This window comes from Micromonospora sp. NPDC047707 (assembly GCF_040704235.1).
Classification (GTDB): Bacteria; Actinomycetota; Actinomycetes; order Mycobacteriales; family Micromonosporaceae; genus Micromonospora.
In genome coordinates, this window is record NZ_JBEYSU010000038.1 from 1 (window position 1) to 13960 (window position 13960).

Below are 13960 nucleotides of genomic sequence, written 5' to 3' on the forward strand. Positions count from 1 at the left end.
GATATCCAGGATCGTGCGACGCACGATCGTCGGGATGTCGGCATACGCCTTCGTGGTCACCTCACCCGCGATGTGCACCTGACCAGTCGTGATCAACGTCTCCACCGCGACCCGACTCCGCGGATCCTCCGCCAACAACGCATCGAGGATCCCGTCACTGATCTGGTCGGCGATCTTGTCGGGATGGCCTTCCGTGACCGATTCGGAAGTGAAGAGGCGGCGTGTCACGGCACTCCTAAGTTTGGAAAGGTCGTTCCGCGGCAGTGTAATCACCCGCGTCCGGAGTCGGCCTCTTCGGTCGTGCCCGTTCCAGCCGTCAGGAACGGCCGACGAGCCGGGTGACGACCAGATCCCAGACGCCTTCGGCGAGGTCTTCCTTGGACTGCTCGGGCATCCGGCTGACCGAGCCGTCCGCGCCGATGACCGTCGCCGCGTTGGTTTCGGCGCCGAAGACCTTGTCCGGGCCGACCTCGTTGATGACGATGAGGTCCGCCCGCTTGCGGGCGAGCTTCGCCCGGCCGTTGGCCTCGGCGTCGCCGGTCTCCGCGGCGAACACCACCAGCACCTGCTCCGGGCGACGGCGCTGGCCGAGCTCGGCGGCGATGTCCGGGTTCGTGACGAGCTCGATCGTGGGCGCGCTGCCGTCGTCCGATTTCTTGATTTTGCCAGTCGCGTACGTCGCCGGGCGGAAATCGGCCGGAGCGGCCGCCATGACCACCGCGTCGGCGTCGACGGCGGCCTTGAGCGTCGCCTCGCGCAGCTCGCTCGTCGTGCCGACCCGCACCATGTCGACGCCGGCCGGGTCGGGCAGCGTGACGTTCGCCGACACGAGCGTCACCCGGGCTCCCCGCGCGACGGCGGTGCGGGCGAACGCGTACCCCTGCTTGCCGGAGGAGCGGTTGCCGAGGAAACGGACCGGGTCGAGGGGCTCCCGGGTGCCGCCCGCGGTGACCACCACGTGCCGGCCGGCCAGGTCCGCCGGGGCGGCGACGCCGCGCGCGAGGGCGCGCCGGGCCACGGCGAAGATCTCCGCCGGGTCGGGCAGCCGTCCCTTGCCGGTGTCGGCGCCGGTGAGTCGGCCGACCGCCGGTTCGATGACCCGCACGCCGCGGGCCCGCAGGGTCGCGACGTTGGCGACGGTGGCCGGGTGCTCCCACATCTCGGTGTGCATCGCGGGGGCCAGGACGACCGGACAGCGCGCGGTGAGCAGTGTGTTGGTGAGCAGGTCGTCGGCGAGCCCGTGGGCGGCCTTGGCGAGCAGGTCGGCGGTGGCCGGCGTCACGACCACCAGATCCGCCTGCTGGCCGAGCCGCACGTGGGGAACCTCGTGGACGTCCGACCAGACGTCATCGGCGACCGGCTGCCCGGAGAGCGCCGCCCAGGTCGGCGCCCCGACGAAGCGGAGCGCCGACGCGGTCGGGACGACACGGACCTGGTGGCCCGATTCGGTGAAGAGCCGCAGCAGCTCGCACGCCTTGTACGCGGCGATCCCGCCGCCGACCCCGAGGACGATCCGGGGAGACATCGGGCTGGTGCGGGTTACGGCTGGTCGGTGGGCTCGGCGGTGAGCAGGCCCGCGTTGATCTCGCGCATGGCGATGGAGAGCGGCTTCTCCTGCGGGGTGGTCTCGACCAGCGGGCCGACGTACTCCAGCAGGCCCTCGCCGAGCTGGCTGTAGTAGGCGTTGACCTGCCGCGCACGCTTGGCGGCGAAGATGACCAGCGCGTACTTCGACGTGGTCTTCTCGAGAAGCTCGTCGATCGGCGGGTTGGTGATGCCTTCGGGGTTGGTGGCGATGGATCCCACGTGTTGACCTCTGCGTCTGTCACACCGCGCGCGGTGCTGGCGGTCAACCGCGCACGCGCGGTCGCGCCGGAGCCAGGAAGGAAGAACCGAACAATCCTACCAGCTTGTCCACGACCCGCTCGGTGAGGTCGTGCGCCATGGTGTGTTCGAAGTGGCCCGCCGTGACCGGATCGGGCCGGGCGCCGGGCGGGTGCAGCAGGATCAGCCGGGCGTCCGGCACCGCCGCCCGGACCAGCAGCGCGCCGGCCAGGTCGAGCGGCAGCAGGACGGGATCACCGGCGGCGAGCCGCGACCGCAGCGGCTCGCCGGGCGTGCCCCGCCGGTGCGGGCCGGTGCGGCTCCACTCCAGCAGGCCGCCGACGGTGACGAGCCGGTCGAACTCGGCGGGGGTGAGGAAGACGCGGTCGACGCCGTCCACCTCGTGGTCACGCCGGGGCCGGGTCGTCGCCGGCACCGGCGTCCACACGGCGGGAGAACGCGCCCGGACCAGCGCGGCGACACCGTCCCGGCCGGAACCCGAAGGCCCGGTCAGGACAGTGAGCCGAGCCACCGGGCGCGTCTCGCCATCCGTGCTCACTGCTTGTTTCTACACGGCTGCCGGCCTCAGTTGGCGGCGAACTCTCCAAGCAGGGCCTTGCGCTGCTGCTCGCCGAGGCCACGCAGGCGCCGGCTGTCGGCGATCTTGAGCTTCTCCATGATCTGGGTCGCCCGGATCTTGCCGATGCCCGGCATCGCCTGCAGGACGGCGGACACCTTCAGCTTGCCGACGACGTCGTCGGACTCGGCCCGCTCGAGAACGGCTCCGAGGGTGGTCTTGCCCTGCTTGAGCTGCTCCTTCAGCTCAGCGCGGGCCTTGCGGATCTCCGCGGCCTTCTCCAGCGCGGCTGCGCGCTGCTCGGGGGTCAGTGACGGGAGCGGCACCAGTTCTCCTCAGGTCCCTATCGCGACGGGCGGGACGCACCGCCGCACTGTGAAACGTGGTGTCGCTGTGAACCAAGGTGTCCTTGGTTCCCAGCGCGGGGAAAACTAGCGGTCAGCGGAGCTTTCGGCAACGTGGACGCGCGATGATCAACAGAAAGTGACCGAGCCGTCAGTCAGTCGCGGCCAGCCAGGACGGCCCGGCAGTCGGCCAGGACGCGGTCCGTGGCGGCCCGCAGGGCGGTCACGTCGGGGCCCGCGTTCAGCACCTCGCGGGAGTACGACGGCAGCACCGCGGGCAGGCTGGGACCGAAGACGACGCGCAGGTCGGACGCGCTCCCACCCTGCGCGCCGAGGCCGGGCGCGAGCAGCGGACCGTTGACCGTGGAGAGGTCGTGGCCGGTCTCGCCGATGGTCGCCCCGACCACCAGGCCGAAGCTGCCCAACGGCTGCGCACCCGCGTTGAGCTGGGAAATCTCGTCGATCACGGTCTGCGCGACGGTCCGCCCGTCGGCGGCGCGGGCCCGCTGGACGGCCGCCCCCTCCGGGTTGGACGTGAGCGCCAGCACGAACACGCCACCGCCGTTGGCGGCGGCCAGCTCGAACATCGGCGCGAGTGAGCCGACGCCGAGGTACGGGCTCGCCGTCACCGCATCGACATAGAGCGGACTCGATGGATCGAGGTACGCGGACGCGTACGCGGCGACCGTCGAGCCGATGTCACCGCGCTTGACGTCGAGCAGAACGAGCGAGCCACAATTTCGTAACTGTCGGATAGTTGACTCTAGGATTGCCACGCCACGGGCCCCGAAGCGCTCGAAGAAGGCGGACTGGGGCTTGACGACCGCGACCCGGTCGCCGAGGGCCTCCACCACCGTCCCGGCGAACCGTTCGAGGCCACGCACGTCGTCGTCGAGCCCCCACCGGGCGAGCAGACCCGGGTGGGGGTCGATGCCCACGCACAGCGGTCCCCGCTCGCTGACGGCCCGGTGCAGCCGGGCGCCGAAGGTCTCCATCGCTGCTCTCCCTCTCCACGCGCCCGCAGCGCGCATCGTCGTCCCGGGCGGCAGCACGCCGCCCCCGCCACCACCGCGCCCGCCCGGGCGCGTCGACTCCACCGACGGCCACGTGCCCGCCCGCGTCCGTCGCCGCCCCCGCGGGCGCTTCCCGGCGGGCGGCCCGCGCCGCCCGCGTACTCCCCCACCGGCCGGAACCGGCCGGTCAGCCGGCCTTCACCGCGGCCGCGACCCCGGCGGCGATCCGGGCCACGTCGGCGTCGTCGGTGACGTACGGCGGCATGGTGTAGACCAGGTCCCGGAACGGCCGCAGCCAGACGCCCTCGCCGGCCGCCGCGGCGCTGGCCGCCGGGAGGTCCACGTCGTGATCGAGCTGCACCACGCCGATCGCGCCGAGCACCCGTACGTCCACCACGCCCGGCGCGCCCCGCAGCGGCTCCAGGCCGGCCCGCAGCCCCGCCTCGATCCGCTTCACCTCGCCCGGCCAGTCCCCGGCCCGCAGCAGGCCGAGGGAGGCGTTGGCGACCGCGCAGGCGAGCGGGTTGCCCATGAAGGTGGGACCGTGCGCGAGCACACCGGCCCGGGAGATGCCCCGGGCGATCTCCGGGGTGCAGAGGGCGGCGGCCAGGGTCAGGTACCCCCCGGTGAGTGCCTTGCCCACACAGAGGACGTCAGGGGCCACCCCGGCGTGCTCCGCGGCGAACATCGCACCGGTCCGGCCGAAGCCGGTGGCGATCTCGTCGAAGATCAGCAGCACCCCGTGGGCGCGGGTGGCCTCCCGCAGCACCCGCAGGTAGTGCGGGTGGTGGAAGCGCATCCCACCGGCTCCCTGGACGACCGGCTCGACGATGACGGCGGCAAGCTCGTGGGCGTGCCGCTCGACCGCGTCCGCGAGCGCCGCCTCGTACGCCGGGTCGGGCGGCGTGTCGAAGCCGCCCGGTGGCACCGGGGCGAACACCTGCCGGGGCAGCACGTCGCCCCACAGGTGGTGCATGCCACCCTCCGGGTCGCAGACGCTCATCGGGTGGAACGTGTCGCCGTGGTACCCGCCCCGCCAGGTGCCCAGCCGGCGGCGCTCCGGCCGGCCGGTGGCCCGCTGGTACTGGAGGCACATCTTGACGGCCACCTCGACGCTCACCGAGCCGGAGTCGGCGAGGAAGACGTGCTCCAGGCCGTCCGGGGCCAGCTCGACGAGGGTGCGGGCGAGCGTGACCGCCGGCTCGTGGGTCAGCCCGCCGAACATCACATGGCTCATCCGGCCGAGCTGGTCGGTCACCGCCTCGTCGAGCACCGGGTGCCGGTAGCCGTGGATCGCCGCCCACCAGGACGACATGCCGTCCACCAGCTCCCGCCCGTCGGCCAACCGCAGCCGTACGCCCTGCGCGCTCTCCACGACGTACGGCGGGCTGGCCGGTGGCACCGCCGCGTACGGGTGCCACACGTGCGCCGCGTCGACGGCCTGGATCCGCGCGATCTGCTCGGGAGTCACCTGAGTTCCTTCCTGCCCGGACCGGTCGCGGCGCCGGGGCCCGCCCGCCCCGGGAACGCGCCGGCGGGCCGGGTGACCCCGGCGCGTCCGCTCCGGCGCGGCCGCCTCACCGGGTCGGGACCTTCACCGGCGCGGCGGCCGCCGCCGCACGGGCAGCGGCGCGGACCAGGGCCGGTCCCCGGTAGATGAAGCCGGTGTACAGCTGGACCAGGGACGCGCCGGCGTCGAACATCCGGGTGGCGTCGTCCGGGTCGAGGATGCCGCCGACACCGACGATCGGCAGCCGGCCGCCGGTCTCCCGGTGCACGAACGCGACGACCTCGCGGGCCCGGGCGGCGAGGGGACGGCCGGACAGGCCGCCGGTCTCGGCGCCGCGCGCCCGGTCGGCCGGGGCCAGGCCGTCGCGGGCGAGGGTGGTGTTGGTGGCGATCACCCCGGCCGCGCCCCGGGCCAGGCAGACCTCCAGCAGCTCGGCGACCGCCGGCTCGGTGAGGTCCGGTGCGATCTTCACCAGGACCGGCTTCTCCCCCATCAGGGCGCCCAGCAGCGCGTCGAGGTGCGCCCGGTCCTGCAACGAGCGCAGGCCCGGAGTGTTCGGGGACGAGACGTTGACCGCGAAGTAGTCACCGTGGTCGCGCAGCGCGCGGTACGACGCCCGGTAGTCCTCGACCGCCTCGTCGAGCGGGGTGACCTTGGACTTGCCGAGCGAGATGCCCAGCGGCACCCCGATGGGGCGGGGCAGCGCCGCCAGCCGGGCCGCGAGGGCCGCGGCGCCGGCGTTGTTGAAGCCCATCCGGTTCACCACGGCCTCGCTGTCGCGCAGGCGGAACAGCCGCGGCCGGGGGTTGCCCGGCTGCGGGTGCGCGGTGACGGTGCCGACCTCGACGAACCCGAAGCCCAGCGCCGGCCACGCCGGCAGCGCCGCGCCGTCCTTGTCCATCCCGGCGGCCAGCCCGACCGGGTTGGGGAACTCCACGCCGAAGACGGTCCGGGGCGCCCGCACGGCGTACCGGGCCCGCAGGACCGCCAGCGCGGCCGGCACCCGGGCGAGGCCGGCGAGCCGCCGCAGCGTCCACTCGTGCGCCGCCTCCGCGTCCCCACCCCCCACCCGGAACAGAACCGGCCGCACGCCCCGCTCGAACATCACCGTCGCCCCCCCACCGTGTTGATCATGAAGTTGACGGGTGAATCGGAGATCAACCCACCCGTCAACTTCATGATCGACGTGGGTCGGGCGGGGGTCACCGGCGGGCCCGCAGGGACGCGTGGAGGTCCTGGAGTGGGCGGACCTGCATGTCGCCCCGGATACGGGCTTCGATGCCCATCACCGCGGCGGCGGCGCCGGGGACCGTGGTGATGCAGGGGATGTCCGCCGTCACCGCGGCGCTGCGGATCTCGTACCCGTCGGAGCGGGCGCTGGCGCCGGAGCCCTGCGGGGTGTTGACCACGAGCGCGACGTCGCCGCCGAGGATCATCGACACCGCGTCCTCGCCCTCGCCGGACTCGTAGTGCTTGCGGATCTGCTCACAGGCGATGCCGTGCCGGCGCAGCACCTCGGCGGTGCCGGCCGTGGCGACGATCTCGAAGCCCAGATCGGCGAGGCGCTTGATCGGGAAGATCATGCCGCGCTTGTCCCGGTTGGCGACCGAGACGAAGATCCGGCCGCCGGTCGGCAGGGAGCCGTACGCGGCGGACTGCGACTTGGCGAAGGCGTGCCCGAAGGCGATGTCGATGCCCATCACCTCGCCGGTGGACTTCATCTCCGGGCCGAGCAGCGAGTCGATCCCCTTGCCGGTGGGGGTGCGGAAGCGCTTGAACGGCAGCACCGCCTCCTTGACCGCGATCGGCGCGTCCGGCGGGAGGGTGCCGCCGTCCCCGTCGGCCGGGAGCAGGCCCTCGGCACGCAGCTCGGCGATGGTGGCGCCGAGCGCGATCCGGGCCGCCGCCTTCGCCAGCGGCACCGCCGTGGCCTTGGAGACGAACGGGACGGTCCGCGAGGCGCGCGGGTTCGCCTCCAGGACCCAGAGCTGGTCGTCCTTGAGGGCGTACTGCACGTTGAGCAGGCCCCGCACGCCGATGCCCCGGGCGATCGCCTCGGTGTAGCGGCGGACCTGGGCGACGTGCGAGCCGGCCAGGGTGATCGGCGGCAGCGCGCAGGACGAGTCGCCGGAGTGGATGCCGGCCTCCTCGATGTGCTCCATCACGCCGCCGAGGTAGACCTCGCCGTCGGCGTCGCAGAGCGCGTCGACGTCGATCTCGATGGCGTCGTCGAGGAAGCGGTCCACCAGCACCGGGTGGTCCGGGGAGATGTCGGTGGCCCGGCCGATGTAGCCGCGCAGCGTGGGGTCGTCGTACACGATCTCCATGCCGCGCCCGCCCAGCACGTACGACGGGCGGACCAGCACCGGGTAACCGATCTCCTCGGCGATTGCCTTGGCCTCGTCGTACGAGGTGGCGGTGCCGTGCGCCGGGGCGCGCAGGCCGGCCCGGGCCAGCAGCGACCCGAACGCGCCCCGCTCCTCGGCGAGGTGGATCGACTCCGGGGAGGTGCCGACCACCGGCACACCGGCGTCCTTGAGCCGCTGCGCCAGACCCAGCGGGGTCTGCCCGCCGAGCTGCACGATCACCCCGACCACGCCCGGGCCGCCGGCCGCCCTGCCGGAGGAGTCCTCGGCGTGCCACACCTCCAGGACGTCCTCGAAGGTCAGCGGCTCGAAGTAGAGCCGGTCGGCGGTGTCGTAGTCGGTGGAGACGGTCTCCGGGTTGCAGTTGACCATGACGGTCTCGAAGCCGACGTCCCGCAGCGCCATCACCGCGTGCACACAGGAGTAGTCGAACTCGATGCCCTGCCCGATCCGGTTCGGCCCGGAGCCGAGGATCAGCACCTTCGGCCGGTCCGAACCGCGTACCTCGGTCTCCGAGTCGTACGACGAGTAGTGGTACGGGGTGGTCGCCTCGAACTCGGCGGCGCAGGTGTCCACCGTCTTGTAGACCGGGCGGACGTCGAGGCGGTGCCGCAGCGTACGCACGCCGTCCTCGGCGGCCAGCTCGGGGCGCAGCGCGGCGAGCTGGCGGTCGGACAGGCCGGCCCGCTTCGCGCGGCGCAGCAGGTCCGCGTCGAGCACCGGCGCGTCCACGATCTCGGCCCGCAGCTCGACGAGGCCGGCGATCTGGTCCAGGAACCACGGGTCCATGCCGCCGGAGGCGGCGGCCACCTCGGCGATCGACGCGCCCAGGCGCAGCGCCCGCTCGACGGTGTAGAGCCGCCCGTCGTGCGGCATGCGCAGCGCGGCGAGGGTGTTCTCCTTCGTGGCACCGTCCGGGTCGGGCAGGGTCCAGAAGCCGGCCGCCTTCGTCTCCATCGAGCGCATCGCCTTGTTGAGCGCCTCGGTGAAGTTCCGGCCCAGGCTCATCGCCTCGCCGACGGACTTCATCGTGGTGGTGAGCTCCGGGTCCGCGCCGGGGAACTTCTCGAACGCGAACCGGGGGATCTTCACCACCACGTAGTCCAGGGTCGGCTCGAACGCCGCCGGGGTCTTGAGGGTGATGTCGTTGGGGATCTCGTCGAGGGTGTAGCCGATGGCGAGCTTCGCGGCGATCTTCGCGATCGGGAAACCGGTCGCCTTCGACGCGAGCGCCGACGAGCGGGACACCCGCGGGTTCATCTCGATCACGACGATCCGGCCGTCGGCCGGGTTGACCGCGAACTGGATGTTGCAGCCGCCGGTGTCCACCCCGACCTCGCGCAGCACGGCGATGCCGAGGTCCCGCAGGCGCTGGTACTCCCGGTCGGTCAGCGTCATGGCCGGGGCCACGGTCACGCTGTCGCCGGTGTGCACGCCCATCGGGTCCACGTTCTCGATCGAGCAGACGACCACCACGTTGTCGTGGCGGTCGCGCATCAGTTCGAGCTCGTACTCCTTCCAGCCGAGCACGCTCTCCTCGATGAGCACCTCGTGCACCGGGCTCGCGGCCAGGCCGGCGCCGGCGATGCGCTCCAGGTCCTCGTCGGTGTGGGCCATGCCGGAGCCGAGGCCGCCCATCGTGAACGACGGCCGGATCACCACCGGCAGGCCCAGGTCGGCGACGGTGTCGCGCACCTCGTCCATCGAGTGGCAGACCCGGGACCGGGGCACCAGGGCGGCGGGGTCCTCGACGCCGATCCGGACGCCCGCCTTGGCAACGATGTCCTTGAACAGCTGCCGGTCCTCGCCGCGGCGGATGGCGTCGATGTTCGCGCCGATCAGCTCCACGCCGTACTTCTCCAGCACGCCCGCCTCGTGCAGTGCGACCGCCGTGTTGAGCGCGGTCTGGCCGCCCAGGGTCGGCAGCACCGCGTCCGGACGCTCCCGGGCGATGACCAGCTCGACGAACTCGGGGGTGATCGGCTCGACGTACGTGGCGTCGGCGAACTCCGGGTCCGTCATGATCGTCGCCGGGTTCGAGTTGACCAGGCTGACCCGGATCCCCTCGCTGCGCAGCACCCGGCACGCCTGGGTGCCGGAGTAGTCGAACTCGCAGGCCTGACCGATGACGATCGGCCCGGAGCCGATCACCAGGATGTGCTTCAGATCGGTCCGCTTCGGCATTACTTCCCGCCTTCGCTGTGGTTCCGGTCGAGGCCGCGGCCCTCGATCAGTTCGGCGAAACGGTCGAAGAGGTAGTCCGCGTCGTGCGGGCCGGCCGCCGCCTCCGGGTGGTACTGGACGGTGAAGGCGGGCACGTCCCTGGCCCGCAGCCCCTCGACCACGTTGTCGTTGAGGCAGACGTGGCTGACCTCCACACCGCCGAACTCGGTGTCGATCACCTGGTTGGGCACGACCGCACCCGGCTCGGCGCCGGGGAACCGCACCGCGAAGCCGTGGTTGTGACTGGTCACCTCGACCTTGCCGGTCGCCCGGTCCAGCACCGGCTGGTTGATCCCGCGGTGGCCGTAACCCAGCTTGTACGTGCCGAAGCCGAGCGCCCGCCCGAGGATCTGGCTGCCGAAGCAGATGCCGAACAGCGGCACCTCGCGGGTCAGCACCTCGCGGGCCAGCGCCACCGGCCCGTCCGCGGTGGCCGGGTCACCCGGGCCGGGCGAGAAGAACACCGCGTCGGCACCGGTGGCGAGCAGGTCGTCGATCGTCGAGTGGGCGGGCAGCACGTGGGTGGTGACCCCGCGGGCGGCCAGCCGCCGCGGCACGTTGCGCTTGATGCCCAGGTCGAGGGCGGCGACGGTGAACCGGTGCTCCCCCACCGCCTCGACCACGTACGGCTTCGGGGTGGTCACCTCGGCGGAGAGGTCCGCGCCGACCATCTGCGGCGACTGGCGGACCCGGGCCAGCAGCGCCCGCGGGTCGGTCTCCACGCTGGACACACCCACCCGCATGGCGCCGCGCTCGCGCAGGTGGCGGGTCAGCGCGCGGGTGTCGACGCCGCTGATGCCGACCACGCCCTCGGCGGCGAGCCGGTCCTCCAGCCCGCCGGTGGCGCGCCAGTTCGAGCCGATCCGGGCGGGGTCGCGGACGACGTACCCGGCGACCCAGATCCGGCCGGACTCGTCGTCCTCGCCGTTGACCCCGGTGTTGCCGATGTGCGGCGCGGTCTGCACCACCACCTGGCGGTGGTAGGACGGGTCGGTCAGCGTCTCCTGGTAACCGGTCATGCCGGTGTTGAAGACCGCCTCGCCGAAGGTCTCCCCGACGCTGCCGTACGCCTCGCCGTGGAACGTGCGCCCGTCCTCCAGAACGAGGATCGCCGGTCGTCTACGGGTCACTTCACTGCCTTTCCGTCCAGGACCGTCGGCTCGCCGCGCAGGAAGGTCGCCACGATGCGACCCGGCAGCGTCATGCGGGCGTACGGGGTGTTGCGGCTGCGGCTGGCCAGTTCCGCGGGCTCGATCGTGCGGCGGGCGGCCGGGTCCACCAGGGTCAGGTTGGCCGGTACGCCCGGCCTCGGGTCGTGGCCGTGGTCGGCCAGGCCGGCGATGCGCGCCGGGGCGCGGGACATCCGCTCGGCGACGAGGTCCCACTGCGGGCCGAGCACGTCCAGCGCGATCGACAGCGCCGTCTCCAGGCCGAGCATGCCCGGCCGGGCGTACGCCCACTCGCACTCCTTGTCCTCCACCGCGTGCGGGGCGTGGTCGGTGGCGATGACGTCGATCACGCCCTCGGCCAGCGCGGCGCGCAGCGCGGCGATGTCGGTGGTGGTGCGCAGCGGCGGGTTGACCTTGTAGACCGGGTCGTAGGTGGCCGCCTTCTCGTCGGTGAGCAGCAGGTGGTGCGGGGTCACCTCGGCGGTGACCCGGACCCCCCGGGCCTTGGCCTGGCGCAGCACCTCGACGCTGCCGGCGGTGGAGACGTGGCAGATGTGCAGCCGGCTGCCGACGTGCTCGGCGAGCAGCACGTCCCGGGCGATGATCGCCTCCTCGGCGACCGCCGGCCAGCCGGTCAGGCCGAGGCGGGTGGACACCTCCCCTTCGTGCATCTGGGCGCCCTCGGTCAGGCGGGGCTCCTCGGCGTGCTGGGCGATGATCCCGTCGAACGCCTTCACGTACTCCAGCGCCCGGCGCATCAGCCGGGGGTCGGCGACGCAGTGCCCGTCGTCGGAGAAGATCCGCACCCGGGCGGCGGAGTCGGCCATCGCGCCCAGTTCGGCGAGGTGCTCGCCGGCCAGGCCGACGGTGACCGCGCCGATCGGCTGCACGTCGACCAGCCCGGCCTCCCGGCCCAGCCGCCACACCTGCTCGACCACGCCGGCGGTGTCGGCGACCGGGGAGGTGTTCGCCATCGCGCACACCGCCGTGTAGCCGCCGAGCGCCGCCGCCCGGGACCCCGACTCGACGGTCTCGGCGTCCTCGCGGCCCGGCTCGCGCAGGTGGGTGTGCAGGTCGACCAGGCCGGGCAGGGCGACCAGGCCGGTGCCGTCGACCACGGTGGCGTCGGACGCCGCGAGGCCCGTGCCGGTCTCGGCCACGACGCCGTCGCGGATCAGCAGGTCGGTCGGCGCGCCGCCGACGACGCTCACGTTGGTGATCAGGTACGCGCTCACCGGTTGTTCCCTCCGAGCAGCAGGTAGAGGACGGCCATCCGGACGGAGACGCCGTTGGCGACCTGTTCGACGATGGTGGAGCGGGGCGAGTCGGCGACCTCGGGCGTGATCTCCATGCCCCGGTTCATCGGGCCGGGGTGCATGACGATCGCGTGATCGGGCAGCCGGCGCATGCGCGGGCCGTCGAGGCCGTAGCGGCGGGCGTACTCGCGGGCGGACGGGAAGTAGGAGTCGTTCATGCGCTCGCGCTGCACCCGCAGCATCATCACCACGTCCGACTGGGGCAGCACCGCGTCCAGGTCGTACGAGACGTCGGTGCCGGGCGCGAGCGCCTGCGCGATGTCCACCGGAATGAGCGTCGGCGGGCCGACCAGGGTGACCTTCGCGCCGAGCGTGGACAGCAGCAGGACGTTGGAGCGGGCCACCCGGCTGTGCAGCACGTCCCCGACCACCGCGACCGAGAGACCGGCGAGCCGGCCCAGCCGGGAGCGCATCGTGTACGCGTCGAGCAGCGCCTGGGTCGGGTGTTCGTGGGTGCCGTCGCCGGCGTTGACCACCGAGCCGTCCACCCAGTCGGCGAGCCGGTGCGGGGCGCCCGAGGCGGGGTGCCGGACCACCACGGCGTCGGCGCCCATCGCCTGGAGGGTGAGCGCGGTGTCCTTGAGGCTCTCGCCCTTGGCGACGCTGGAGCCCTTGGCCGAGAAGTTGATCACGTCGGCGCTGAGCCGCTTCGCGGCGGCCTCGAAGGAGATCCGGGTGCGGGTGGAGTCCTCGTAGAAGAGGTTCACCACCGTCCGGCCCCGCAGCGCCGGCAGCTTCTTGACCTCGCGGCCGGCCACGGTCGCCATCTCGGCGGCGGTGTCCAGGATCCGGGTGGCGGTGGCGGCGTCCAGGTCGGCGCCGGAGAGCAGGTGACGGATCATACGGTGGCTCCCCCGTACAGCTTGACCTCGTCCGCGCCGTCGGTCTCCGCGAGGGTGACCTTCACGCTCTCGGCCAGGGAGGTCGGGATGTTCTTACCGACGTAGTCGGCGCGGATCGGCAGCTCGCGGTGGCCGCGGTCGACCAGGACGGCGAGCTGGACCGACGCCGGGCGGCCGACGTCGTTCAACGCGTCGAGCGCCGCGCGCACGGTGCGGCCGGAGAAGAGGACGTCGTCGACGAGCACGACTCGCTTGCCGTCGATGCCGCCGGCCGGCAGCTCGGTCGGCCCGATCGCGCGGGTGGCGTGCCGACGCAGGTCGTCGCGGTAGAGGGTGATGTCGAGCACGCCGACCGGGACGTCGACGCCCTCGAAGGCGCTGATCCGGGCGGCGAGCCGCCGGGCGAGGGGTGCGCCCCGGGTGGGAATGCCGAGCAGGACGGTCTGCTGGGCGCCCTGGGTCTTTTCCAGGATCTGGTGGGCGATGCGGTCGACCACGCGCTGCACGTCGGCGCTGGTGAGGATCACCTTCACCGAGGGTTGCGGCGCGGTCGACGACCGGGCAGCCGGTGGGTAGGCCACGGCGGACCTCCTTCCCCGCCTCACGGGACGGGTCGTTAAAGGACGTCGGATGACCGGCGCGGACCGCGGGCGGACCGGCCGGGGGCTCCGAGCCACGTTACCAGTGGTCACCGCACCGACCGTCGCCACCCGCTGACCTCGGAGTCAGGGCGGCGAAATGGGGACAACTCCCCCAGCGCCCCCAACGGTAAGGTC

13 protein-coding genes are annotated in these 13960 nt (G+C 73.0%); all 13 read right to left on the reverse strand.

From position 1 onward, the window contains the following. Positions 1–228: S-adenosylmethionine synthetase N-terminal domain-containing protein (locus AB0873_RS27450; RefSeq protein WP_366603254.1), on the reverse strand; the 228-nt coding region annotated here is incomplete at its 3' end. Between the two features lie 88 nt (positions 229–316). After that, the gene (gene coaBC, locus AB0873_RS27455) at positions 317–1525 is read right to left on the reverse strand and encodes a bifunctional phosphopantothenoylcysteine decarboxylase/phosphopantothenate--cysteine ligase CoaBC (RefSeq protein ID WP_366603256.1); all 1209 of its coding nucleotides are present in this window, start codon (positions 1523–1525) and stop codon (positions 317–319) included. Between the two features lie 14 nt (positions 1526–1539). Beyond that, positions 1540–1806 (reverse strand): DNA-directed RNA polymerase subunit omega, encoded by a 267-nt coding sequence (gene rpoZ, locus AB0873_RS27460; RefSeq protein ID WP_013285517.1) that lies wholly within the window; start codon positions 1804–1806, stop codon positions 1540–1542. Positions 1807–1849: 43 nt separating this feature from the next. Beyond that, positions 1850–2383 carry a guanylate kinase gene (locus tag AB0873_RS27465; protein WP_366603258.1) on the reverse strand — a complete coding sequence of 178 codons (534 nt, stop codon included), beginning with the start codon at positions 2381–2383 and terminating at the stop codon, positions 1850–1852. Between the two features lie 26 nt (positions 2384–2409). Continuing rightward, positions 2410–2727, reverse strand: a complete 318-nt coding sequence (gene mihF, locus AB0873_RS27470) for an integration host factor, actinobacterial type (RefSeq protein ID WP_007458370.1) — start codon at positions 2725–2727, stop codon at positions 2410–2412. 173 nt (positions 2728–2900) lie between these two features. After that, complete coding sequence (pyrF, locus tag AB0873_RS27475) at positions 2901–3740, reverse strand: orotidine-5'-phosphate decarboxylase (protein ID WP_366603260.1); 840 nt, start codon at positions 3738–3740, stop codon at positions 2901–2903. A gap of 205 nt (positions 3741–3945) precedes the next feature. Next, positions 3946–5229 carry an adenosylmethionine--8-amino-7-oxononanoate transaminase gene (locus AB0873_RS27480; protein WP_366603262.1) on the reverse strand — a complete coding sequence of 428 codons (1284 nt, stop codon included), beginning with the start codon at positions 5227–5229 and terminating at the stop codon, positions 3946–3948. Positions 5230–5335: 106 nt separating this feature from the next. Further along, positions 5336–6376 carry a quinone-dependent dihydroorotate dehydrogenase gene (locus AB0873_RS27485; RefSeq protein WP_366603264.1) on the reverse strand — a complete coding sequence of 347 codons (1041 nt, stop codon included), beginning with the start codon at positions 6374–6376 and terminating at the stop codon, positions 5336–5338. A 94-nt stretch (positions 6377–6470) separates the two neighbouring features. After that, complete coding sequence (gene carB / locus AB0873_RS27490) at positions 6471–9818, reverse strand: carbamoyl-phosphate synthase large subunit (RefSeq protein WP_366603265.1); 3348 nt, start codon at positions 9816–9818, stop codon at positions 6471–6473. Next, positions 9818–10987, reverse strand: coding sequence for a glutamine-hydrolyzing carbamoyl-phosphate synthase small subunit (gene carA / locus AB0873_RS27495; protein WP_366603267.1), 1170 nt, complete (start codon positions 10985–10987; stop codon positions 9818–9820). The genes carB and carA overlap by 1 nt, the downstream gene beginning before the upstream one ends. Continuing rightward, positions 10984–12261: a dihydroorotase gene (locus AB0873_RS27500; RefSeq protein WP_366603268.1), complete on the reverse strand. Its 1278-nt coding sequence runs from the start codon at positions 12259–12261 to the stop codon at positions 10984–10986. Before AB0873_RS27500 ends, carA begins: the two co-directional genes overlap by 4 nt. Next, complete coding sequence (locus AB0873_RS27505) at positions 12258–13184, reverse strand: aspartate carbamoyltransferase catalytic subunit (protein WP_155332736.1); 927 nt, start codon at positions 13182–13184, stop codon at positions 12258–12260. Before AB0873_RS27505 ends, AB0873_RS27500 begins: the two co-directional genes overlap by 4 nt. Then, positions 13181–13765 (reverse strand): bifunctional pyr operon transcriptional regulator/uracil phosphoribosyltransferase PyrR, encoded by a 585-nt coding sequence (gene pyrR / locus AB0873_RS27510; RefSeq protein ID WP_366603270.1) that lies wholly within the window; start codon positions 13763–13765, stop codon positions 13181–13183. The genes AB0873_RS27505 and pyrR overlap by 4 nt, the downstream gene beginning before the upstream one ends. Between the last annotated feature and the right edge of the window lie 195 nt (positions 13766–13960).